Source organism: Aeromonas intestinalis, from assembly GCF_054052485.1.
The window spans coordinates 421,129-444,167 of the sequence record NZ_JBSTYK010000002.1 but is presented as its reverse complement, the minus strand read 5'-3'; the positions used below and the strand labels follow the sequence as shown (position 1 = coordinate 444,167).

24 protein-coding genes are annotated in these 23,039 nt (G+C 60.3%); 15 read left to right on the top strand and 9 right to left on the bottom strand.

What is annotated here, in order from left to right; genetic code table 11:
* On the bottom strand, positions 1-2,207 hold a 2,207-nt coding region (locus tag ACW5W7_RS04305), incomplete at its 3' end, for a filamentous hemagglutinin N-terminal domain-containing protein (protein WP_456500868.1).
* Between the two features lie 11 nt (positions 2,208-2,218).
* Positions 2,219-3,718, bottom strand: coding sequence for a ShlB/FhaC/HecB family hemolysin secretion/activation protein (locus ACW5W7_RS04300; protein ID WP_456500867.1), 1,500 nt, complete (start codon positions 3,716-3,718; stop codon positions 2,219-2,221).
* 642 nt (positions 3,719-4,360) lie between these two features.
* On the opposite strand from ACW5W7_RS04300, the gene ACW5W7_RS04295 reads away from it, so the two are divergent.
* The 4 genes from ACW5W7_RS04295 to pfkA all read left to right on the top strand — a co-directional run bounded on the left by ACW5W7_RS04295 (position 4,361) and on the right by pfkA (position 7,958).
* Positions 4,361-4,795: a DoxX family protein gene (locus tag ACW5W7_RS04295; protein WP_349922184.1), complete on the top strand. Its 435-nt coding sequence runs from the start codon at positions 4,361-4,363 to the stop codon at positions 4,793-4,795.
* Between the two features lie 376 nt (positions 4,796-5,171).
* Positions 5,172-5,942 (top strand): envelope biogenesis factor ElyC, encoded by a 771-nt coding sequence (elyC, locus tag ACW5W7_RS04290; protein ID WP_456500866.1) that lies wholly within the window; start codon positions 5,172-5,174, stop codon positions 5,940-5,942.
* Positions 5,943-6,077: 135 nt separating this feature from the next.
* Positions 6,078-6,833 carry a triose-phosphate isomerase gene (tpiA, locus tag ACW5W7_RS04285; RefSeq protein WP_349922182.1) on the top strand — a complete coding sequence of 252 codons (756 nt, stop codon included), beginning with the start codon at positions 6,078-6,080 and terminating at the stop codon, positions 6,831-6,833.
* A 153-nt stretch (positions 6,834-6,986) separates the two neighbouring features.
* On the top strand, positions 6,987-7,958 hold the full coding sequence (pfkA, locus tag ACW5W7_RS04280) for a 6-phosphofructokinase (RefSeq protein WP_349922181.1): 972 nt from the start codon (positions 6,987-6,989) through the stop codon (positions 7,956-7,958).
* A gap of 217 nt (positions 7,959-8,175) precedes the next feature.
* Here pfkA and ACW5W7_RS04275 read toward each other — a convergent pair whose 3' ends face one another.
* Complete coding sequence (locus ACW5W7_RS04275) at positions 8,176-9,339, bottom strand: thiolase family protein (RefSeq protein WP_456500865.1); 1,164 nt, start codon at positions 9,337-9,339, stop codon at positions 8,176-8,178.
* A 125-nt stretch (positions 9,340-9,464) separates the two neighbouring features.
* On the opposite strand from ACW5W7_RS04275, the gene ACW5W7_RS04270 reads away from it, so the two are divergent.
* Positions 9,465-9,857 (top strand): MerR family transcriptional regulator, encoded by a 393-nt coding sequence (locus ACW5W7_RS04270; protein WP_349922179.1) that lies wholly within the window; start codon positions 9,465-9,467, stop codon positions 9,855-9,857.
* A 98-nt stretch (positions 9,858-9,955) separates the two neighbouring features.
* Here the strand turns inward: ACW5W7_RS04270 and ACW5W7_RS04265 are convergent, their stop codons facing one another.
* On the bottom strand, positions 9,956-11,200 hold the full coding sequence (locus tag ACW5W7_RS04265) for a cation:dicarboxylate symporter family transporter (RefSeq protein ID WP_434668034.1): 1,245 nt from the start codon (positions 11,198-11,200) through the stop codon (positions 9,956-9,958).
* 270 nt (positions 11,201-11,470) lie between these two features.
* Between ACW5W7_RS04265 and ppnP the strand changes: the two genes are divergently transcribed.
* The 3 genes from ppnP to ACW5W7_RS04250 all read left to right on the top strand — a co-directional run bounded on the left by ppnP (position 11,471) and on the right by ACW5W7_RS04250 (position 14,979).
* The gene (gene ppnP / locus ACW5W7_RS04260) at positions 11,471-11,755 is read left to right on the top strand and encodes a pyrimidine/purine nucleoside phosphorylase (RefSeq protein ID WP_434668031.1); all 285 of its coding nucleotides are present in this window, start codon (positions 11,471-11,473) and stop codon (positions 11,753-11,755) included.
* A 181-nt stretch (positions 11,756-11,936) separates the two neighbouring features.
* Positions 11,937-13,319: an L-serine ammonia-lyase gene (locus ACW5W7_RS04255; protein WP_456500864.1), complete on the top strand. Its 1,383-nt coding sequence runs from the start codon at positions 11,937-11,939 to the stop codon at positions 13,317-13,319.
* 289 nt (positions 13,320-13,608) lie between these two features.
* Positions 13,609-14,979 carry an L-serine ammonia-lyase gene (locus ACW5W7_RS04250; protein WP_349922175.1) on the top strand — a complete coding sequence of 457 codons (1,371 nt, stop codon included), beginning with the start codon at positions 13,609-13,611 and terminating at the stop codon, positions 14,977-14,979.
* Positions 14,980-15,211: 232 nt separating this feature from the next.
* Here ACW5W7_RS04250 and ACW5W7_RS04245 read toward each other — a convergent pair whose 3' ends face one another.
* The gene (locus tag ACW5W7_RS04245; RefSeq protein ID WP_456500863.1) at positions 15,212-16,171 is read right to left on the bottom strand and encodes a lytic murein transglycosylase; all 960 of its coding nucleotides are present in this window, start codon (positions 16,169-16,171) and stop codon (positions 15,212-15,214) included.
* Positions 16,171-16,449 (bottom strand): YcgL domain-containing protein, encoded by a 279-nt coding sequence (locus ACW5W7_RS04240; protein ID WP_349922173.1) that lies wholly within the window; start codon positions 16,447-16,449, stop codon positions 16,171-16,173. The genes ACW5W7_RS04245 and ACW5W7_RS04240 overlap by 1 nt, the downstream gene beginning before the upstream one ends.
* A 106-nt stretch (positions 16,450-16,555) precedes the next feature.
* Between ACW5W7_RS04240 and minC the strand changes: the two genes are divergently transcribed.
* From minC to mtgA, 5 genes are all read left to right on the top strand, one after another.
* Positions 16,556-17,287: a septum site-determining protein MinC gene (gene minC / locus ACW5W7_RS04235; protein ID WP_349922172.1), complete on the top strand. Its 732-nt coding sequence runs from the start codon at positions 16,556-16,558 to the stop codon at positions 17,285-17,287.
* An 18-nt stretch (positions 17,288-17,305) separates the two neighbouring features.
* On the top strand, positions 17,306-18,118 hold the full coding sequence (minD, locus tag ACW5W7_RS04230; RefSeq protein WP_456500862.1) for a septum site-determining protein MinD: 813 nt from the start codon (positions 17,306-17,308) through the stop codon (positions 18,116-18,118).
* A gap of 2 nt (positions 18,119-18,120) precedes the next feature.
* Positions 18,121-18,387: a cell division topological specificity factor MinE gene (gene minE / locus ACW5W7_RS04225; protein ID WP_349922171.1), complete on the top strand. Its 267-nt coding sequence runs from the start codon at positions 18,121-18,123 to the stop codon at positions 18,385-18,387.
* A 195-nt stretch (positions 18,388-18,582) separates the two neighbouring features.
* The gene (locus tag ACW5W7_RS04220; protein WP_349922170.1) at positions 18,583-18,909 is read left to right on the top strand and encodes an HI1450 family dsDNA-mimic protein; all 327 of its coding nucleotides are present in this window, start codon (positions 18,583-18,585) and stop codon (positions 18,907-18,909) included.
* Positions 18,910-18,956: 47 nt separating this feature from the next.
* A complete protein-coding gene (gene mtgA, locus ACW5W7_RS04215) occupies positions 18,957-19,664 on the top strand; it encodes a monofunctional biosynthetic peptidoglycan transglycosylase (RefSeq protein WP_456500875.1) in 708 nt (235 codons plus the stop codon).
* Here the strand turns inward: mtgA and ACW5W7_RS04210 are convergent.
* Positions 19,661-19,792, bottom strand: coding sequence for a hypothetical protein (locus tag ACW5W7_RS04210; RefSeq protein ID WP_456500861.1), 132 nt, complete (start codon positions 19,790-19,792; stop codon positions 19,661-19,663). The two genes, mtgA and ACW5W7_RS04210, sit on opposite strands and share 4 nt — an antisense overlap.
* A gap of 147 nt (positions 19,793-19,939) precedes the next feature.
* Between ACW5W7_RS04210 and ACW5W7_RS04205 the strand changes: the two genes are divergently transcribed.
* Positions 19,940-20,263, top strand: coding sequence for an HI1450 family dsDNA-mimic protein (locus ACW5W7_RS04205; RefSeq protein ID WP_349922168.1), 324 nt, complete (start codon positions 19,940-19,942; stop codon positions 20,261-20,263).
* 49 nt (positions 20,264-20,312) lie between these two features.
* Here the strand turns inward: ACW5W7_RS04205 and ACW5W7_RS04200 are convergent, their stop codons facing one another.
* Positions 20,313-20,624: a DUF1289 domain-containing protein gene (locus ACW5W7_RS04200; RefSeq protein ID WP_456500860.1), complete on the bottom strand. Its 312-nt coding sequence runs from the start codon at positions 20,622-20,624 to the stop codon at positions 20,313-20,315.
* Positions 20,625-21,515 (bottom strand): CvfB family protein, encoded by an 891-nt coding sequence (locus ACW5W7_RS04195; protein WP_349922452.1) that lies wholly within the window; start codon positions 21,513-21,515, stop codon positions 20,625-20,627.
* A 270-nt stretch (positions 21,516-21,785) separates the two neighbouring features.
* On the opposite strand from ACW5W7_RS04195, the gene ACW5W7_RS04190 reads away from it, so the two are divergent.
* Entirely contained in the window at positions 21,786-23,018 is a 1,233-nt protein-coding gene (locus ACW5W7_RS04190) for a UPF0149 family protein (protein ID WP_456500859.1), read from the top strand.
* Positions 23,019-23,039 lie beyond the last annotated feature (21 nt).

The following is a 23,039-nucleotide window of genomic DNA, read 5'->3' as shown; positions in this document are numbered from 1 at the left end:
AGCGTCAGTTGCTCACCTGCGAGCGTGACCTCCTGGTTCGCAATCAGTTCACTGTTTTGACCCGTGGTCAGATACTGACCCAGCCACTGCAGCCCTTCCCGGCTGTGCAGTTTGCCGTCACTCTTGGCCTCGTTCACGGCCAGTACCAGCGACTGGGCCTTGAGCAGCCCGTCGAACTCACCTTCCTCAGCCGTGACCTGAGCTTTGCCTCCCACCAGCGTCTGGCCACTCAGTTGCAACAGTCGGCTGCCCAGTTGCAGCTCACCATCAGTCAGCTGTTGACCCGTCAGCACCAACTCATCCCCGTCGAGGGCAAGCCGTGATACCCCGAGCAGGGTACCTGTACTGCTGAGCTGATGGGCGTCAATCGCCACATCCTGGCTGGCGATACGCCCTCCATTGCTCAACTTCCCGGACTCAATTGCCAAGGTGTCACCACCTGCCAGGGAGCCCTGATTGCTCAGAGACTCCCCCTTGAGCACCAGGTGCATGTCACCCTGCAGACTGCCACTGTTGTCCAGCTCACTGCCTTGCCAGCTCAGGGTCTCACCGGCCTGCACTTCTCCCTGGTTATGGAGCTTGCCTGCCGTCAACTTAACCTCTTCTCCCCGCACCTTGCCGCCGACGGTCAGGGCTTCGGCATTCACCGCAAGCTGCTGTGCAGCCACCTCCCCCTCCAAGGTCGCTTGTCCAGCTTGCAGAGTGGTCTTGGTACCCGATTCGCTTTTTCCTTGTGAGCCTTGCTCCCACTGGTTACCAGCCTTGATATCCAACGAACCTGCCGAACTCAGCACGCCATCGTTGCGACCGTTGTCACTCAGCGCTACCTCCAACATCTGCCCACTCTTGAGGAGACCTTTATTCTCAAGGTGTTGGCCCTGAACATTCAGGGTCTGTCCTGCCTGGATCTTCCCATGGTTGTGCACATTTTTTCCGACGAGGCTGACGGTGTCCCCCTGCAGATCCCCCGCTTGAACGAGCTCATCTGCCGTCAGGGCAATCCGTTTGGCCGTCATCTCGGCATGCGTATTCATATTCCGGGCGTTGGCGCCGATATCATCGGCTTGCAGCTTGCTCCCCGTGAGGGTCAATCCCTCATTGGCTTGCAGTGCCAGGGCTCCACCACTGGTGAGGTTACTCTGATCGAGCCGCAGCGACTTGCCCGCAAGACGAGCGTCTTGCGCGGCCTGAATATCGGCATTCTGCGCACTCAGCGTCCCCGAAGCGCCAATCTGGGCCGAGCCGCCGGCCTGCACCCTGCCGGTCAGGGCAACATCATCACGTCCCTCAACCCGCAATGCGCCTGTGGAAGATGAATCTCTCAGTCGGATCTTGCCGCTGGCCTCCAGAGTCAGATCCCCTTGATTCGCCACCGCATTGGCAAGATTGACCCCTACCCCCTGCTCGGTTGAGACCAGACGGATCTTCCCTGCGTACATGCCACCTAGGGCCGCAGTATCGATGGCGACTTCCGGTGCCGGGCCTTCCCCAGCTTGGGCCCGGATCTCCCCGGTCTGACGGTTGACCTGATTGGCCCCGGCTATCACGTTGACCTCTTTACCGTGCAAGACGCCATTGAGCTGTACTGCTCGCGCGACCAGATCAACGGAAGCCTGACGACTGGCATCCAACCCCTTGCCCCCCACCGTCAGCGTGCCTCGTTTGACATCCAGCATCTGCAACTGCCCTTGGGCATCCAGCACCGGTTTGCCGGTCGACAGGGTCACGGTCGGCGTATTGATGAAACCGCAACCATCACAGGTCAACCCATTGGGGTTGGCCACCACCACACCCGCCTGCTGGCCTGCGACTTCGAGATAGCCTTGCAACTGGGACGGATTGACCCCGATGACTTCATTGATGATGGCGCTGGCGGCCTGTCCCCCAAGATGAGGATTATTCTGGATGAGCCCGCCCAGCTGTGTCTGGGCCAACTGCCCGGTGGCATTGTTGAGAATGGCCCCCCCCTGACCGACGTTGAAATCGGTGTAGAGGTTGTGAGAAATCCCGGCGCCATTTGGCGTGGCAATGTCCACTATGGGCACACCGTTCCCCGCCTGGTTGAGGGTGGTATTGCCAGTCGCCACCGCGATCCCTTCGGCAAAGGCGGGGTGAGCGGGTTGCAGCGCCATCATCAGACACATTTGGTACACTACGGCGCGGCACACCAGGGAGAGTTGGGGCTGACGAGCAGTCATGGTAGTCATCGAGTTATTCCTTAAAACGTGACGCTGGCGCGGTAGTAGAGCACCCAGGGATCGGGATTGAGCCAGCCGGGAGCACTGATGGGGAACCCTATGCTGATGTTGGCGGTGAAGTGTTGATAGCGTTGCTCCCAACCGGCGGCAGTACCCACCAAGTTGCGCCAGCTATCTTGCTGATTTCCCAGATCGACCCGGCCCATGTCCAGAGCAAGCCAGGTCCGCCACTGGCCGAGCCAGGCAGGTGACTGTCCCTGCCAGCTCACTTCGTTACGAAGGTAGCCACCCGTATCCCCACTGATACTCTGTTCCTTGAAACCGCGCACCGAAGCTTCTCCCCCCAGGGAAAGGCGATCCACGCTGTAGAGCACATCCGGTGACCACTGCAACGAACCGGTCGACAACCAGCCCAGATGCTCTCCCGCCGTGCTGTAACTGCCAAACAGCCCCCATTTTTCAAACTGTGCCTGGGGCAACAGGGGAGAGCGGCCATGATCGCTGTCAGCACCGAACCAGTCGGTACCCAGGGTCAGGGCCGGGCTCAGGGTAAAGAAGTGGCGGTCGATCCGCGTCGCCAAGTTGAGTCCAAGGCGAAGGGAGGAAAGTTCATAGCTGCTACTTTCCAGCAACTGATCCATGATGAGGTTGCGGCTCTGACGATGGGTTATCCCGGCTACCGCCGATATCTTGCTTTCTCCATCCCGATAGAGGGTTCGGGTGAGGTTGCCGGTGACAGTGCGCGTGTCTCCTCGACTCTCGAACACAAATCCACGGGATTGCACGTCGTTGCGGTATTCGCTGTACTGATAACCCGCATCCAGCAACCAATAGCCATAGGGAAGAGTCACGCCAGCTTGCCAGGTCGCCGCATCATGGGCATCACGCCCATCCGTGCTGCTGGAAGCCCCCAGAGTCCATTGATCGGCCAATGACAGCAGATCATCGGCGCTCAACGACAGGCGCCCCTGCTCTTCTCCCGTACTCTGCTGACCACTGTTATCCAGATCCAGGCTCCCCTGCACGGGGAAAGATCGCCCTCCTTTGAGGTTGACGATGGAGAGCCCAGCCTGGTGACCGGGTTGAATATCGAGGCGATAGGAGAGTGAACGTAATCGGGAGAGCTGATCCACCCCCTGCTCGAGATCCCTCAGATTGAGGATCTCGCCTACCAAACCGGGGAACAGGGTTCGGGTCATGGGGTCGGGTTGGCCATCCACCACTATGGCCTCGATGCGCCCCTCCAATACCCCCAGCGTCAGAACGCCAGCGGCAAGATCCTGTTCCGGCAAAAAAGCCCGACTGGTGATGTAGCCCTTGGCCAGATACCACTGACTGACGGCACGGATCAGACCGTTGATATGGGGGAGGCCCATGCAGGTATTCAAATAAGAGTCGGTGAGACTGGCGCGGGCCTTGGCATCCAGCACCGTGTTCCCCTCTAGGCGGATCTCGATCACCTGGAAGCAAGGGCCACTCGCCTCGGCCTCACCCGGCGTTGCCGGGGCCGGTAAGGGCAACTGACGCGCCACCTCATCACGCTGCCGAGCCGCATCCTCGAGCTGTGCCCGTTGGCGCCGTTCAACATCATTCTGGTCCAACGGAGACGACAAAGGCCCAGCAGCATCGACGCCCTGAGCGAATAATAAAAACAACGCAACTGCGCCCGTGCAAATGCGTGAGATGTAGCAACCCATGTTGTAGTCATTCTTCTGGTTGTTTTTGTATTACCTTGCCGCGCTCAACAACTCGAAGTGGTTGCTTCAGAAACGTGGAAGACCTGAATGGAGCAAATCATACAGATGCAAGCTCGGATGCGACACCTTTTGTCACCCTTCCTGTGAGCTCGGTCTCGTCATCAGGCATGAAATACGTTTGTCTCGAAAACCAGAGGATTGGTAGATATCTTGCTGACATATTCAGCAATAACTAAAGGTCAGAACATTTTCTGCAATCAGAACATACCTGCTGTCATGTCTTCATACAGGCATAAAATGCAAATGCTTGTTATTTCGATTCCATTTATTGATTCCACTCAACTTTACGGCGTCATTGGCAGAGTAAGGTATCAAGTCTGGTGAGAAACCATCTTCCATATGGCTGCTCACCAGAAAACCCAGTGGAAGCTGGCATTAAAATGATCGTAAAGGGAATACTTTCAAATGGTTGAGACATTATTGAACAACGTCAATCGCCTGCTGCATCACGAAGATCTTGGCAAATTGCTGCTGCGACTGGCGGTCGGGGGCTTGATGTTGTTTCACGGTCTGCACAAGCTGATCGACGGCGTGGACGGCATTTATGCCATGCTGGTCGCCAAGGGATTGCCCGGCTTTATCGCCTACGGGGTCTTGCTGGGGGAAGTGGTCGCACCGCTGCTGATCATCCTCGGCATCCTCACCCGCCTCTCCGCCCTCGGGCTTGCCTTCACCATGGTCGTCGCCTGGTTGATGGTGGGGATCGGTGAAACCTGGCAACTGACGGCGGTTGGAGCCTGGGGTATCGAGAGCCTGGTCTATTTCTTTGTCGGGGCACTGGCGGTGGCCTTTATGGGGGCAGGCCGTTACGCCCTTGGCGGTCAATCAAGCTGGCGATAAGGGCGATAACCAATGATGTCGGCTACCTCACATCGCATGCGAGCCATGAATAACCCACGTTAGACGCCACCAGCCTGGCGCATCGTCACACAAAAACAATCACACGCCATCGCTTGACGCGAAACCCAAAGCCCTGCCAGATCTGGCAGGGCTTTTTCATCATCCCCTCACCACCCAGTGTCCAACAACAGGGGATGCTCCCTCATCGCCCCCCTTGGGTTGCAAGATAAACAGAAGTGGATAAGGTACAGTGATGCTCGATTGGCGAAACGCCGACATGGCACCTCTTTGGCGAAGTACGCCGCTGCGGTGTGAGGTCGCGGCCACCCGCAAAAACGACACGATGATGTGTGATTGAGAACCCCTGGAGCCTTGTTTGTTCGAACTCAAGAAATGGCTTGGCCAGTTGCTGATGCCACTCCCCTTCTCCCTTTCCTTGCTGCTGCTGGCCTTGCTGCTGCTCTGGTTCACCCGCTTCCAGAAGAGCGGCAAGCTGCTGGCAAGTTGCGCTCTCATGCTCATCGCTCTGATGGGAATGCGACCGGTCAGCTACGAGCTGGCTCGCAATCTGGAGCAGACATATCCCCCCTTCGAGACCAGCCAGCATCCGGATATCGAGGCCATCGTGGTGCTCGGCAACGGCCATGTGAGCGATCCGGCCATCCCAGAGCGCGCCTGGCAGAACAACATCGCACTGGCCCGCACCCTGGAGGGGGTACGCCTCGCCGAGGCCTATCCGAAGGCGGAGCTCATCTTCTCAGGCGCCGTGGCGGGGGATCCTTTGTCGAACGCCGAGGTCAACGCCCGCATGGCGACGAGCCTCGGCATCCCGCGCGAACGCATGACGTTGTTTGAAAACAACAAAGACACCCATGATGAAGCGGTCAGCATCGCCCGCCACCTCAAGGGCAAGCGGGTGGCGCTGGTGAGCTCGGCCACCCATCTGCCCAGAGCCATGGCGCTCTATCGCGCCCAGGGACTCGATGCGGTGCCAGCCCCTACGGATTACACCGCCAAGCAGAGTCAGCAGCCACAACCTCTGTACACCTACCTGCCGAAGGGGCGTTATCTGATGTATTCCGAGGCTGCCATTCACGAGTGGATTGGGGTATGGTGGGCCCGTCTGCGGGGCCAGGTCAACGAATGAGCGTTTGACGATTCCATTCCTGATTTGGATCAGGAAAGCGAAAAAAAATTACGTCATTTGCCGCCGGGTCAGCTATCTTGGGCTCGGTTCAATTCATATAATGTCGCGCAATCAAATGCCTAGGAGATATAGAAGATGAGACAGCACCTGGTAATGGGTAACTGGAAACTGAACGGCACCAAGGCTTCTGTCGAAGCCCTGATCAAAGGACTGACCCCGGCTGCGGCCGCTCATCCTTCGGTACAAGTCGCCGTCTGCCCGCCGGTTATCTTTTTGGGTCTGGTTGAGCAACTGACCGCTGGCAGCAAGATTGCTTATGGTGCCCAGAACGCCGACGTTCACGAGTCTGGCGCCTTCACCGGCGAGAACGCCCCCTCCATGCTCAAGGCCTTCGGTTGCACCTACTCCCTGGTCGGTCACAGCGAGCGTCGTACCCTGCACGCAGAGACCGACGACGTGGTTGCCGCCAAGTACGAAGCCATCCAGAAAGGTGGCCTGATCCCCGTACTGTGCATCGGCGAGACCCTGGCTCAGTTTGAAGCCGGCACCACCAACACCGTGGTTGAAACCCAGCTCAAAGCCGTGATCGACCGTTGTGGCATCGCCTCCTTCGCCAACGCCGTCGTCGCCTACGAGCCGGTATGGGCCATCGGTACCGGCAAGACCGCCACCCCGGAAATCGCCCAGGCCGTGCACGCCCATATCCGTCAGTACCTGGCCGGTTTCGACGCAGCCGTCGCCGCCAAGGTGCAGATCCTGTACGGTGGTTCCGTCACTGGCGCGACCGCAGCCGACCTGTTCGGTCAGCCGGACATCGACGGTGGCCTGGTGGGTGGTGCGTCCCTGAAAGTGGACGACTTCTCCCAGATCATCGCTGGCGCCGCCAAGTAAGGCTCGCACGAAGAGGGGCCCGTCCCCTCTTCGTCTTATCCCCTTTCCTATGAAACCGAGTCCCTCATTTTCATAGGAAAGCCGATATAGTAAGCAGATGGCTGACTGCATTTTCAGATACTGATTTTCGTCAACTTGGATCCAGAGGCACTCATGACCAAACAAATCAAACGTATTGGTGTTTTGACCAGTGGTGGTGACGCACCGGGTATGAACGCAGCCATCCGCGCCGTGGTGCGCGCCAGTCTGCACCATGGCCTGGAAGTCTACGGCATCTATGATGGCTACCTCGGCCTGCACCAGGACAGGATCGTCAAACTCGAGCGCCACAGCGTCTCCGACGTGGTCAACCGTGGCGGTACCTTCCTGGGCTCCGCTCGTTTCCCCGCGTTCAAAGATCCGAAAGTCCGTGCGGAAGCCATCGAGAACCTGAAAAAACACGGTATCGACGCCCTGGTGGTGATCGGCGGTGACGGCTCCTACATGGGCGCCAAGAAGCTGACCGAAGAGGGTTTCCCCTGCATCGGCCTGCCGGGCACCATCGACAACGACATCGCCGGCACCGACTTCACCATCGGTTTCGACACCGCCCTGAACGTGGTGGTGGATGCCATCGACCGCCTGCGCGACACCTGCAGCTCCCACCACCGCATCTCCGTGGTCGAGATCATGGGTCGTCACTGCGGTGATCTGGCCATGTCTGCCGCGGTCGCCGGTGGCGCCGAGTACGTGATCGTGCCGGAAGTGGCTTTTGACAAAGAGAAGCTGCTGCAACAGATCAAGGAAGGGGAAGCCAAGGGCAAGCGCCACGCCATCATCACCATCTGTGAACACGTCACCGATGTGAACGCCCTGGCCAAAGACATCGAGTCCATGACGGGCCGCGAAACCCGCGCCACCATCCTGGGCCACATCCAGCGCGGTGGCTCCCCCACTGCCCGCGATCGCATCATGTCCAGCCGCATGGGCGCCTTCGCCGTCGAGCAGCTGCTGGCCGGCCAGGGTGGTCGCTGCGTCGGGATCCAGGGCAACGAGATGGTGCATCACGACATCATCGACTGCATCGAGAACCTCAAGCGCCCGTTCAATCAGGAGCTGTACGATCTCTCCACCACCCTGTTCTAAGCCCAGCCGGCTGAACCGGGTCGTTGTAAAAAAACCCTCCACAGGAGGGTTTTTTATTGCGCCATGGTCAGCGGACTGGCGGGACAATGCGGCGTCGATATAGCGCGCTGCCAGCATGCCATATTGAAACCAGTTGCCTCACGAAACCCCATTCAGCTAGATGAAAACATCATAAATATGCACATTAGCAGTCAATCATCTCGCCACGGCGTCTCTATCAGGGGAGCTCGATGGCCATGGCGGTCGCCTCGCCGCCTCCGATGCACAGGCTCGCCACTCCCCGCTTGAGGTCACGGGCCCGCAAGGCGTGGATCAGGGTCACCAGGATGCGGGCACCGCTGGCCCCGAGAGGGTGACCCAAGGCGCAAGCGCCGCCGTTCACGTTCAGCTTCTGATGGGGGATCTGGCAGCCCGCCATGGCCAGCATGCTCACCATGGCGAAGGCCTCGTTCACCTCGAACAGATCCACCTCCTCCACCGACCAACCCACTCGGGTCAGCAATATCTGGATGGCGCCGACGGGGGCGCTGGTGAACTCCGCCGGCAAGGCGGCGTGGCTCTGGTAGCCGACAATCCGCGCCAATACGGGCAGCTCCCACTCGGCCGCCGTGTCGGCGCGCATCAAGATGAGCGCCGCGGCCCCATCCGAGATGGAGCTGGAGTTGGCCGCCGTGATGGTCCCCGTCTTGCTGAAGGCGGGCTTGAGAGCGGGGATCTTGTCGGGCCTGGCCTTGCCTGGCTGCTCGTCGTCGGCCAGCAGCATCTGCTCCCCTGCCAGCACTGGGGTCAGTTCAGCCTCGAAGGCGCCGCTCTGCTGGGCCGCCAGGGCCCGCTGGAGCGAGCTGATGGCAAAGGCATCCATGTCGGCGCGGGCCAGCCCCGCCTTGTCGGCACTGGCCTGGGCATAATGCCCCATCAACTGCCCCTCATAGGCATCCTGCAGGCCATCGAGGAACATGTGATCCAGTACGCTTTGGTGGCCCATGCGATAGCCTGTGCGCGCCTTGTCCAGCAAGTAAGGGGCCCGGCTCATGCTCTCCATGCCGCCGGCGACCACCACCCGGGTATCGCCGAGGCGCAGGCTGTCTGCCGCTAGCATCACCGCCTTCATGCCCGAACCGCACACCTTGTTGAGGGTGGTGCAGGGCACGCTGTTCGGCAGACCCGCCTTGAGGGCCGCCTGACGGGCGGGGGCCTGCCCCACCCCTGCACTCAGCACATTGCCCATGTAGACCTCGTCGATCTGCTCCCCTTGCAGGCCGGCCGATGCCATGGCTGCCGCGATGGCGCAGGCGCCAAGTTCGGGAGCGCTCTGGCCGCTCAATGCCCCCTGAAAGGCGCCCATGGGGGTGCGTTTGGCCGCCACTATCACTATGTCCATGCGTCTGCTTCTCCTTTTGTTACATGGAGATAACATATGCTGCCGGGGGAATCGGAACAAGACTTGCGGGGAAGTTGACGTTTGGGTAAGGTGCCAGCCAGCCTTGACAACCAGATGACGATGCCATGACTCAATCCAGGGATGACGTGCGGACCTTCAGTATCAGCGAGCTGGCCCGTGAATTTGATGTAACCACCCGCAGTATCCGCTTCTACGAGGATCAGGGGCTGCTGAACCCCGCCCGCCAGGGCCAGACCCGGATCTACAGCCGCCAGGACAGGGTGCGCCTCAAACTGACCCTGCGCGGCAAGCGTCTGGGTTTCAGCCTCGCGGACATTCGCGATCTGTTCGATCTCTACGATGCGGACAAGAGCAGCCGCACCCAGTTGCAGACCATGCTGGGGTTGGTGGCCGACAAGCGGGAAACCCTGCAACAACAGCTGGAAGACATCAAGATGGTGCTGCTGGAGCTGGACGCCGCCGAGCAGCGCTGCCAGCAGGCCCTGGCCCAGCTCTAGTCTTCAGCGCTCGCGCCTTCCATCGCGAACGGCGCCCATAAAAAAAAGGGAAGCCCATGCTTCCCTCTTTTTCATTCACGATGGTATCAAGCCACGGGTCAGGCGTCCTTGCTCCAGCGGTTGGGATCGTAATCCGGGCTGTAACGGTCGACGATGACGGCGCAGGCCGCATCCCCGCTGATGTTCAGCGCGGTACGGATCATGTCGAACAGGCGATCCAGGGCGAACAGCAACGGCAGGCCCTCGATGGGGATCCCCGCCGCCAGCAGCACGGCCACAACCAGGAAGCTCGGACCCGGCACACCGGCCTGACCGATGGCACCCAGGGTCGAGGTGAGGATGATGGCCGCCCAGGCACCGGCGGAGAGGTCGATGTTGTAGACCTGGGCGAAGAAGATGGCCACCAGACCGTAATAGATGGCGTTGCCGCTCATGTTGATGGTGGCGCCAAGGGGCAGCACGAAGGAAGCGGTGGCGTTGGTCACCTTCAGCTCTTTCTCACAGGTCTCCATGTTGACCGGCAGGGTCGCCATGGAAGAGGCGGTGGAGAAGGCGACGATCTGCGGCTTCTTCATCGCCGAGAAGTATTTGCGCACCGGGGTGTTGGAGAGCAGTGATACCAGGAGCGGATAGACCACGAAGCCGAAGATCAGGATGGCGGCGACATAGACCACGAACAGCTTGAGCACCAGGGTCAGCACATCGAAGCCATAGGTGCCGATGGCGTCAGCCATCAGACCGAAGACCCCCAGAGGAGCAATCAGCATCACCTTGTTGATCATCCAGACGAAGGCATCCACCAGGGTGTTGAGGCCATCGATGAGCGGCTTGGAGCGTTCACGGGGCTGCTTGGCCAGGGCGATGCCGAGGAACATGCAGAACACCAGGATCTGCAGGATGTTCGCCTCGTTCAGGGAGCTGAACACATTCGTGGGGATCATGCCGAGCAGGGTGGAGACCGCATCCGGCAGCGCGCCCTTGTCGGCGTAGTCACCGGAGAACATGGCCGCCGTTGAGCCGAAATCGACCCCGACCCCGGGTTGGAAGACCTGCCCCATCACCAGCGCCAGCAGCACGGCCAGGGCGGAGGTAACGAGGAAGAAGGCCAGCGTGCTCGCCCCTATCTTGCCCGCTGCCGGGCTGGCCCCCAGGTTGGCGGCCCCGGACAGGATGGCCACCGCCACCAGTGGGATCACCAGCATCTTGATGAGCTGGATGAAAAGCGTCCCGAGCGGCGCAAAGACGGTGGCTTGCTCACCCATGAGCGCACCGGCCAAGGCCCCCAGTATCATGGCGACCACTACCTGGAAGCCGATGTTTTTGATTAATCCTTTTGTTAACACAGAATGTTCCTTTATTGAGCGACTATTGACACTATCCCAGTGCAATTGACTGCCCAGGGCGGTGAAAAGCTCGCCATTACCCTGAGGCCGCGTGTTATCTCATATTTTTCATCCGTTTTACATCCCGTTTCCTGAACGCCGTGCATTTAATATCTTATTGATAAAATGCAGACTCATAAGGTTCATCCTGATTTTTCCCTATTTCATCATGACAATGGGCAAAAAGGTGTGCTACGTTGGCATGTCAATCATGCATACAGGGAAGAAAAGATGCTGAAAGTTAACGAGTATTTCGATGGAAATGTTAAATCTATCGGTTTCGAGCAAAAAAGCGAGAAAGCCACGGTCGGTGTGATGGCAACAGGTGACTACCTGTTCAACACCGCCGCCCCCGAGCGGATGACGGTGGTCAAGGGCGCCCTCACCATCCAGCTGGCCGATGAAGATGGCTGGACCACCTATCAGCAGGGTCAGTCCTTCGACGTGCCCGGCCACTCCTCCTTCAAGCTGGAGGTGAAAACCCCCACCGCCTATCTGTGCGAGTTCCTCGACTAAGCCGCGACCAGACCCGCCAGACGCCTGCCATGAGGAGCCCCCCGGCCCTCATGGTTCTTCTCTTCTCCCCTCCCCTTGTTCATCCATTTGTGCATCCTCATCACAAGCCATCATTTCCCCTCTTTCCATCGACTACAAAAAATTTACAATGTTTAGACAAAATCCATAATCGGAGTACGTCATGATCAGTGTCTTCGACCTGTTTTCCATCGGGATTGGCCCCTCCTCATCCCACACGGTGGGGCCCATGCGCGCCGCCTGTGCCTTCATCAACGCACTCCGGCAGGCCAGCCTCCTCTCCCGCACCGAACGGGTCGTCACCGAGTGCTACGGCTCTTTGGGTCAGACCGGCAAGGGCCACGGTACCGGCAAGGCCATCATCCTGGGGCTCGCGGGCTTCGATCCCGAGTCCGTCGACATCGAAGCCATTCCGGATTTTCTAAGCCAGGTGGAGCATAGCCAGAGCCTGCGCCTTGGCGGCGAGCAGCCCAGCCAGTTCCCCCGGGTCGGCGCCATTATCTTCAACCGGCGCAAGACCCTGCCCGCCCACTCCAACGGCATGACCCTGCGTGCCTTCGAGGGGGACACCCTGCTGTTTGAGCAGACCTATTACTCCATCGGCGGCGGCTTCATCATCGAGGAGAGCCACTTCGCCAACGCGAAAGAAGAGGCCGCCCGCTTCGATGCGGCGCACCCGGTTCCCTACCCCTTCGAGAGCGGCGCCCAGTTGCTGGCCCACTGCCAGGAGAGCGGTCTCTCCATCTCCGGGGTGATGCTGGCCAACGAGCGGATGTTTCGCAGCGAAAGCGACATCAAAGCCGGTCTTCGCAAGATCTGGCAGGCGATGCAGGGCTGCGTGGAGCGCGGCTGCCGCAGTGAGGGGGTGCTGCCCGGCGGCCTCAAGGTGAAGCGGCGCGCCCCCATCCTCTATCGTCAGCTCAACGGGGAGACCAACTTCAACAAGGATCCCCTGATGGTGATGGAGTGGGTGGATCTCTTTGCCCTGGCCGTCAACGAGGAGAACGCCGCCGGAGGCCGGGTGGTGACGGCGCCGACCAATGGCGCCGCCGGCATCATCCCCGCCGTGCTGCACTATTACGATCGCTTCGTGAGAAAGGTGGATGACGAGCTCTTGATGCACTACTTCCTCACCGCCGCCGCCATCGGCATTCTCTACAAGAAGAACGCCTCCCTGTCAGGGGCCGAGGTGGGCTGCCAGGGGGAGGTCGGGGTGGCCTGCTCCATGGCGGCCGGCGCCCTGGCCGAGTTGCTGGGGGGCAGTGCGGCCATCGTCGAGAATGCGGCCGAGATCGGGATGGAACACAACCTGGGATTGACCTGCGATCCCATCGGTGGCCTGGTGCAGGTGCCCTGCATCGAGCGCAACGCCATGGGGGCGGTCAAGGCGATCAACGCCGCCCGCCTCGCCCTGCGCGGCACCGGCGAGCACAAGGTGTCGCTGGACAAGGTGATCAAGACCATGTGGGAAACCGGCAACGACATGAAGACCAAGTACAAGGAGACCGCCCGTGGCGGCCTCGCCGTCAACATCACCGAATGTTAAGACAAGGTAACAGGGCTACGTTTGGCGCTAAGATACCCGGCTCGTCCGGGTATTTTTTTGCAAAACGTTTGCAAGATGCTTAACAAATTGGATAACCATCAAAATTAATTTTATACTCGCGCCGTCAATTCAACAAAAATAGATCTGTTTCAACTTTTTTTAGGCAATGAGCCGTTAGACTACCGCCAGCTGGTTCATTGGCCTTTTGTGACGACAGACCCGTCCCATGGATCACCCCAATTTCTGCGAGCGGGCATGGCGCCCCCTTCTACCCTGAGGTAATTGTTACATGATCAGCGTTTTTGATATCTTCAAAATCGGTGTTGGCCCCTCCTCTTCCCACACTGTCGGCCCCATGAAGGCGGCCAAACAGTTCGTGGATGAACTGCGTGCTGGCGGCAAGATCCGTGACATCACCCGGATCCAGGTCGACGTCTACGGCTCTCTCTCCTGGACCGGCAAAGGCCACCATACCGACACCGCCATCATCATGGGTCTGGCTGGCAACCTGCCGGAAAATGTCGATATCGACGGCATCCCCGAATTCATCTCCCGCGTGGAGCAGACCGGTCGTCTGCCCATCGGCCTGCACTGCCATACCGTCAGCTTCCCCCGCGATGCCATGGTGTTCCATGACGAGGCCCTGCCGCTGCACGAAAACGGCATGAAGCTGACCGCCTTCATCGAAGACGCCATCGCCTACAGCAAGACCTACTACTCCATCGGCGGTGGCTTCATCGTCGACGAAGAGAGCTTCGGCAAGGCCGACAGCGGCGCCATGGCCGTGCGCTACCCCTTCAAGAGCGCCGCCGAGTTGCTGGCTCACTGCGGTCAGACCGGCCTGTCCATTTCTGCCCTGATGCTGGAAAACGAGAAGTGCTTCAACACCCCGGAAGAGATCTACAAGAAGCTCGGCAAGATCTGGACCACCATGCGTGAGGGGATCGAACGCGGTTGCCGCACCGAGGGTGTCCTGTCCGGTCCGCTGCGGGTGCCGCGCCGTGCCGCGCCGCTCTACCGTCAGCTCACCACCAACGAGAACCTCTCCAACGATCCCATGAACATCGTCGACTGGGTCAACATGTTCGCCCTGGCGGTGAGTGAGGAGAACGCCGCCGGTGGCCGCGTGGTCACCGCCCCGACCAACGGCGCCGCCGGCATCATCCCTGCCGTGCTCGCCTACTACGACAAGTTCATCCAGCCGGTAGGTCGCGACGAGTACACCCGCTTCTACCTGGCCGCCGCTGCCGTCGGCATGCTCTACAAGATGAACGCCTCCATCTCCGGCGCCGAAGTGGGTTGCCAGGGGGAAGTGGGCGTCTCCTGCTCCATGGCCGCCGCCGGCCTGACCGAACTGATGGGTGGCAGCCCGGAGCACGTCTGTGAAGCCGCCGAGATCGGCATGGAGCACAACCTGGGTCTGACCTGTGATCCGGTTGCGGGCCAGGTGCAGGTCCCCTGCATCGAGCGCAACGCCATCGCCGCCATGAAAGCGGTCAACGCATCCCGCATGGCCCTGCGTCGCACCTCCAAGCCCCGGGTGTCGCTGGACAAGGTCATCGAGACCATGTACATCACCGGCAAGGACATGGACTCCAAGTACCGCGAGACCTCCCGCGGTGGCCTGGCCATCAAGGTGATGCAGGTTGCCTGTGACTGAGTCTGCTGCGTAAACACGCACCACATAGAAAAAGGCGGGAAATACCCGCCTTTTTTATTGCCTGTTATTTCCCGCCCATGTCGCCGGCTATCACCGAATATGGCGATCCCCCCTCCTTCCCTGCACGCGCATATCGCCATGGGCAGAACGGTATTCATCGCCGTTATTGGATGATGGCAAGGCGCCGCCTTCTGCTCATGCCATGCAAGCCATGGATGCCGGGCCACGTTCACTATTTCACGATGCGATCGGCCAGGGTGCCCACCGCCACCACGAAATAGGGGGAGCGATTCCAGTGGCGCAATACCCGGTAATTGTCATAAGCGAGATAGCTGCGGCCATGAACGTCATCGGGCCGGATGAGGGAGGCCTGCATCCCGGCCTTCGGCAAGGAAGCGCCATCCTGTTGTCGCACCCCGAGGGCCTGCCAGGCCGACAGCGGCTTGCGGACTTCAAGCCCGAACAGACTCGGGTCGAGGGCGTCCGGCACCCGTACCCGACGCCCCCAGGTCTCATCCTCGCGCCAGCCATTCTGCTGCAGATAATTGGCAGCAGAACCAAATACATCCGCAAGGTTTCCCCACAGATCCTTCCTGCCATCTCCGTCCTGATCCACCGCATAGCGCAAGAAGGAAGAGGGCATGAACTGCACCTGCCCCATGGCGCCGGCCCAGGAGCCCTTGAAGGCCTCCGGGGTCACGTGGCCCTGCTCGATGATCCGCAGGGCATCGAACAGTTGCTCCTTGAAGAAGGCTTCGCGGCGCCCCTCCCAGGCCAGGGTGGTCAGGGAAGATATCAGGGGAAAATGACCGGTCAATTTACCGAAATTGGTTTCGATGCCCCAAAGCGCGACAATAAAACGGGGTTGCACCCCATATTCCCGCCCTATTTTCGTGAGCAACGGCAAATGCTGGCGATATAAGGCTCTGGCCTGATTGACTTTCCATTGGGGTACGGCGCGGGGAATATAGCTATCCAGCGTCAGTTTGAATTCCGGCTGGTTTTTGTCGTGCTTGATGGCCACCTCGATAAGCCGGATATCGGCAAAGGCGGCCTGCACCGTGGCAGCCGAAATACCGGCGGCCACGGCGTCCTGTTTGAGGGTGGTGACATAGGCATCGAAGTCGGGTCTGGCCTGCAGCGGCATGCTCAATACACCGCTTAGCAATAACAGCGCCAGCCGACCCCGCATCAGGATGAGACCTTTAATTGCGCTTTGTGCTGCTCCAGCAAATTCTCAGGAGGTGGCGGCACCTGCAGGTAGAATCCCTGCGCCTTGAGCGCCTCCATCACCCGTTCGGTGGAGGCCAGCCCCAGGGGCTTGGCCGGGTCCAGCTTGGTCATCAGGACCAGTTCGGGACGACCGAAGGTACTCATCAGTGCCTCGGGCACCCGGGAAAAGTCCTCTCTTCTTTCAATAAAAAGATAGGTCTCGGCTTTTTTGCGACTTTTATAGACTGCACACAACATGGAAATTGATATAATCCAATCGGTTTATTGCCTCTGATGGTGGCAAACTATAACATCGGAAAATGAATAACAATAACGGATTACCGTCTCGGTTCGGGGAAGATTCATGGTTGAGCGCGATAACGAATTGAAAGGGACTACCTTCACTATTTCTGTGTTGCATCTCAGCGATGGCAATCCCACGCGGATCCGTCAATTGTTGGCGGCCAAGGTTGCCCTTGCCCCCCAGTTTTTTAATTGTGCCCCCCTCGTCATCAACGTGGAACGGCTCGCGGCCATTCCGGATTTTGAACAGCTCAGGGAGCTGGTCGAGTCGGAAGATTTCGTGCTGGTCGGGATCACGGGGGCAAGAGACGAGGCGATGAAGACGGCGGCCAAGGCGGCAGGGCTGGCGGTCATGGTCTCCGGCAAGAGCCGCAAGGCCGAGCCGGTCCCCGAAGCGGCCCCCCAGCCCAAACCGGCCGACCCCGTCGTCGCCGCCCCGCCAGTACCTGAACCCGCGCCGCTGCAGGCGAGCAAGGTGCATGTGGGGCCGGTACGCTCGGGCCAGCAGATCTACGCCGCCGGCACCTCGCTGGTGGTGCTGGGTTCGGTGAGCCCGGGGGCCGAGGTCATCGCCGATGACAGCATTCATATTTATGGCGCCCTGCGTGGCCGAGCCATCGCCGGGGCCAAGGGCAATGCCCGGGCCCGCATCTATTGTCAGCAATTACAGGCCGAGCTGCTCTCCGTCGCTGGCACATTCCAGCTGAGCGATGCGCTGCCGGCAGGCCTTATCCAAGAGCCAGTCCATATCCGGCTGGACAACGAACAACTCCGTATAGACCGTATCAAATAGAGTTACAAGGAAGCGAGAATGGCGCGAATCATAGTCGTTACATCGGGCAAAGGCGGCGTTGGCAAAACCACGACCAGCGCGGCTTTAAGCACCGGCCTGGCCCAGCGTGGCCACAAGACGGTGGTCATCGATTTTGACATTGGCCTGAGAAATCTGGATCTCATCATGGGCTGCGAGCGGCGCGTGGTGTACGACTTCGTCAACGTGATCAACGGTGAGGCCAACCTCAATCAGGCGCTGATCAAGGACAAACGCTGCGAAAAACTGTTCATCCTGCCCGCCTCCCAGACCCGTGACAAGGATGCCCTGACCCGTGAAGGGGTGGAAAAAATCCTGGATCAGCTGGCGGAGATGCAGTTCGACTACATCGTCTGCGATTCCCCCGCGGGGATCGAGTCCGGTGCTCTAATGGCGCTCTACTTCGCCGATGAGGCCATCGTCACCACCAACCCGGAAGTTTCGTCCGTGCGCGATTCCGATCGCATCCTCGGCATCCTGGCCTCCAAGTCCCGTCGCGCCGAGCGTGGCGAAGACCCCATCAAGGAGCACCTGCTGCTCACCCGCTACTGCCCGACCCGCGTCAACCGCGGCGACATGCTGAGCGTGCAGGATGTGCAGGAGATCCTGGCCATCAAACTGCTCGGGGTGATCCCGGAGTCCCAGGCGGTGCTGCGCGCCTCCAACTCGGGGGAGCCGGTCATTCTGGACAAGGAGTCAGACGCCGGTCAAGCCTATGAAGACGCCGTGGCGCGTCTGCTCGGCGACACCAAGGATTTTCGTTTTCTGGAAGAAGAGAAGAAGGGCTTCTTTAGCCGACTGTTCGGGAGTTAAGCATGTCATTATTGGATTATTTTCGTTCCAACAAGAAACAAAGCACCGCACAACTGGCCAAAGAGCGGTTGCAGATCATCGTCGCTCACGAGCGCTCATCCAGAGGGGGGCCGGATTACCTGCCCCAGCTCAAGCAGGATATCCTCGACGTGATCCGTAAATATGTGCAGATCGATCCGGACAAGATCACCGTCCAGCTGGATCAGAAGAGTGATGAGCTGTCAGTCCTTGAGCTCAACATCACCTTCGCCGATGACAAGAAGGGATGAGCTGACGCCCCATGCGTGACCCCTTCCCCCAATGAAGACCGGATCCGTTGCCAGGATCCGGTTTTTTATTACCCCGACATGCGCATCGGGTAACAGCGCATCTCGCCAAGGGCCCGGGGGCCAGCTAGAATATCGCCCGCCGCCGTGCGGCCAAGCCGCTCAGGCTTCTTCCCCCTATCTGGAACCGACTTGCTTATGTCTTTGAATGACGAAATGCACAGCGTCGAGGAACTGCTCGACACCGCCCTCGCACTCTTCATGGAGCTGGCCTCCGACAACCTGCCGGAGCAGGAGATCGCCCTGTTCAACCAGGAGTTCAACAGCCGCGGCCTGCTGGCCGAGAGCGATCCCGCCGATGATTGGGAAGCGGACGTGGGTTTTGCCGTGAGCGACGAGGAGTATGCCGAGATCTGGGTCGGCCTTGGCAACGCCGAAGAAGAGTATGAGCACCTGTTCGCCCGCATGCTGCTCTCCCGTCGTGTCGACGAGAAGTTCTGCCACATCGAATGGCTACCCCAGTAATTCCGGATCCCGATGATCCTGGCCACTACGACTGGGAGCCCGCCCCCGTGCGGCCGCCGCTGATGCGCCGCCTGCTGGGCGGGTTCGTCAAGTTGCTGCTGGCGGCCGTGCTCAGCACCATCGTCTCGGTGGCGTTGCTGCGCTTCATCGATCCCCCCATGTGGACCTGGCGCCTGGAGCGAGCCCTGTTTCCTCCCGCCAAGGTGGCCGAGGTCAAACATGACTGGGTGCCGCTCGAGCAGATCTCAAAAGAGCTGCAACTGGCGGTGATCGCCGCCGAGGATCAACGCTTCCCCGAGCACAACGGCTTTGACATGGATGCCATCAGCTCGGCCCTCAAGCACAACCAGCAAAGCCGGCGGGTGCGCGGAGCCAGCACCCTGAGCCAGCAGACGGCGAAGAATCTCTTCATGTGGAGCGATCGCAGCTTCCTGCGCAAGGGAATTGAGGCCTGGTTCACCCTGTTGATGGAGCTGGGCTGGGACAAGTCCCGCATCCTTGAGGTCTATCTGAATATCGTGGAGTTCGGTCCCGGCATCTATGGTGCCGAGGCGGCGTCGCGCCATTACTTCGGCAAGCCGGCGGCCCGCCTCACCCGCTACGAGGCTTCCCTGCTCGCCGCGGCCCTGCCCAACCCCTGGCGCTATCGGGTCAGCCCCCCCTCTCCCTATGTACAGCAGCGATCTGCCTGGATCCGCCGCCAGATGGGGCAACTCGGTCAGGTGACGCTGAACAGGGTGCACGGCGCCGATTAATCTTTGCCGGCAGTTTGTACTGCCGGCCCCAGATGACCGCCGATCGTCTCCCTGTGCAGGGGCAGGTAGTGCCACCACCAGGTCTCTCGCCGCCGTTTGATCTGCCGCCTGAACTGTCGTCGTTTCATGCTGCCCTCATCCTGCCTCTGTCCCCGCACAGCTCTATCAACCTTATCTCCTGAATCATCCCATGGACAGGGCCATTGCGCCCCGATCTGGCCCCCAACTTCAATAATTGATACAGTGGCGCACCTGGATGTACCTGGAGTGAGTGCATGGAACAACGTAGCCCGGATCAACTGGTCGAGTGGGCCTATGATCAGTTTCTTGAGCAGGCCGCCGACATGCTGGCCCCCGAACAAATCGTCGACATTACCCTCGAATTCGAACAGCGAGGCGCCGTCGAGGCAACCCTGCCCAATGCGGACTGGTCGACCGAACTCGGTGTGCCCGTCGACATGGAGCGCTGGGTCGAGGTGTGGGTCGGGCTGCTGGATCATCAGGACGAATTCGAGGTGATCTACGCCACCTTCCTGCTGCCCCGCCATCGCAGCGAGCACGATGTGCACATTCGCTGGCACCGCCAGCAGCAGGCATGAGAAAGGCGCCCATGGCGCCTTTCTTGTCTCTGCAATCCAGTAAGTTTGCTCAGGGCCGGGCGGCAACCGCCTTGGCCAGACAACGGCGGCACCAGCAGGCACTCGCCTCGCTCATGGGCAGGGCCGGCAACTGGCTGCACCAGCACTCAGTAATGGCACTTCCCGCCGACACGGCGCAAAACGCCGGTTCGCCACAACCCGGGCAGACATGGGTGCTACGCGTGCCGTCCAGCTCCGCCATGCGCGCGAGCTGGGCTTCGCTGTCCATGGCTGACCACTGGCCAATCTCGGTCAGGGTACGACCGCAGCCAAGGCAGAGTCCATCCTTGGCCTTGCAGTGACCGATGCAGGGGCTCGGCACTTACTCGCCGCTCACGTCGTCAGCATCGGCCTTGGGCGCATCGACCAGGGTGATGCAGTTGTCTTCGATGACGATCTTGCCCTGCTTGTAGAGGCCGCCGATGGCCTTCTTGAAGGTGCCCTTGCTCATGCTGAACATCTTGTAGATGAGGTCGGGATCGCTCTTGTCCCCCACCGCCAGGCTGCCGCCCTGCTTCTGCAACCGCACCAGAATGCGCTCGCCGGCGTCGTCCATCCGCGCCGTCACTCCCGGCTTTTGCAGGGTCAAGTCCAGCTTGCCATCGTCGCGCACCTGCTTGACCCAGGCGGTCAGCGGCCGACCCGTCATCACCCGGCCGAATACCTCGTTCTTGAACAGCATGCCGGAGTATTGGCCGTTGACCACGGCCTTGATGCCGAGGGGGGTATGCTCGCCCGGCAGGGCCGTCACCTCGTCACCGGCCTTGAGGGGAATGCGGTCGATGCGCAGGAAACGCTCGAGACGGCTGGTGCCCACCATGCGTCCCTCGTTGTCCAGCATCAGGTGTACCAGATAGACGTGACCCACCTGCATGGGCTTGTTCTGCTCGCGACTTGGCACGAACAGATCCTTTTTCATGCCCCAGTCGAGGAAGGCGCCGATCTTGTTGGCATTGACCACCTTGAGACCCACGATCTCCCCCACCATGGCATAGGGTTTGTCGGTGGTGATCACCGGTTCACAGTCAGCATCCAGATAGAGGAAGACGGACACTTCGCCGCCCTCGACCACACCTTCCGGCAACTGACGCTTGGGCAGCAGCAGCTCGCCATACTCTTCGCCGGCCGCCAGCCAGGCGCCCCGCTCTTCGAGTTCGACGACGGTGAGGGTGTTCATTTTGCCAATCTGTAACATGGTGATCTCTTCTTTCAATATCCGGATGAGCCGGCTTTTCCGGCCCTGATGGAGGCGCATTGCCTGCCATCATCCCCAGGATGGGCAGGCCCGGCCCGATTGCCGATGCAGGCGCGCATGTTACCCCAGAGCCGTGTCGGGACCTAGCCCCTTGCTCTTTCAGGGCCACTATTTTCCGGCCCGTGGCACGTCCGCCTGGCGATAATAACAGCATTCAGCCGCCCATTGGCTGCATATAACCCCATTTTTGGGTAGACTGCGCCGCCGTTTACGCCACAGGACGCTTCGATGAACCCAGCCACTCGCACCCGCCTTCTCAATCAATGGATTCAGCAACATAGCCAGCAGGCGCTGAGCTACCCGGCCCTGCATGGCTTCCTCTGCGCCCGCCTGACGGGGCCAGCACTGCCGGACTGGCAGGTCCCCCTGAGTGGATTGTTTGAAGACGCATGCGAGCCGGATGCACAGAGCGGCGCAGCCCTCTCCCACCTCATCGCCGAGCTGGAAACCCTGGCCGATGAGAGTCAGCTCGCTTTGCCGAGCCAGTGCCGTCTCTCCACCGAGACCCCTGAGCAGGTCTTCGCGAAGACTCACCCCCTCGGCCAGTGGAGCTATGGGTTCAGCCTGGGCCTCGCCTGCTGGCCCGCCCCCACCGATCTCAATGCCCCCCTCACCCGTCTGCGTTACAGCCTGGCCGCCGAGCTCTGTCTGTTCCGGGACGAGCCCATGGCCCGGATGCTGCACCAGGCCGCAGGCAGCGAGCTCTCCTTCCTCGATTTCTGCAAGCGCCAGCGTCAGCAGATGAAAACGGCCCTCAACCAGTTGCTCATCCTGGATCAGCAGCTCTCTGTCTCTGACGATCAGCAGGCACCCGAGACGGAGCAGAGCCGGCAATGGCAAGCATGGTTTGAACAGGCGGCTGCCTGTCGCGATCCCGGGGCGCGCCTCGGCTGGTTTGAGAAGATAATCCACGATGCAGAGCCGCAATTCGATGACGCCTTCTGGCAAGCCACCGCCGGGCATGGTTGGGGCGCCGAGGCGGCGCGCCCCTTGCTGGCGGCCAGGGCCGGGCGGGCCGACTGCCTGTTGCGGCAAGGAGAGCTCGACGGGGCCCGGGCCGAGTATCTGGCCCTGCTCGCGCTCTGCGTGAGCGATGAGCCGGACAGCCGTCACCCCTTATCCAGCCTCTATGCCCGGTCGGGAGAGTGGGATGCCCTTCAAGCCCTGCTGATGCGCTTTGATGAAGCTTCCTGCTGGCTGCGCTACAACCAGGCGCTGATGATCTTTGTCCGGGAGGGTGACGCCGCAGCGGCCCCCTATCTGGCGGCGGCCATGGCCATCAATCCCCATGTCCCCGCCTGTCTGCTGGGTCAGCGCAAGCTGCCAAAACAGGATCCCCAGGCATGGCAAGCGGGCAGCCGCGACGAAGCGGCACTCTATGCGTTGCAGAGCAAAGAGGCCTGGCTTGGGCACAATGCCTTGATCTGGTTGAGAAAGCGTACGGCCCAAAAGGCCAATTGACGCCTTTAAAACTTTTTTCAC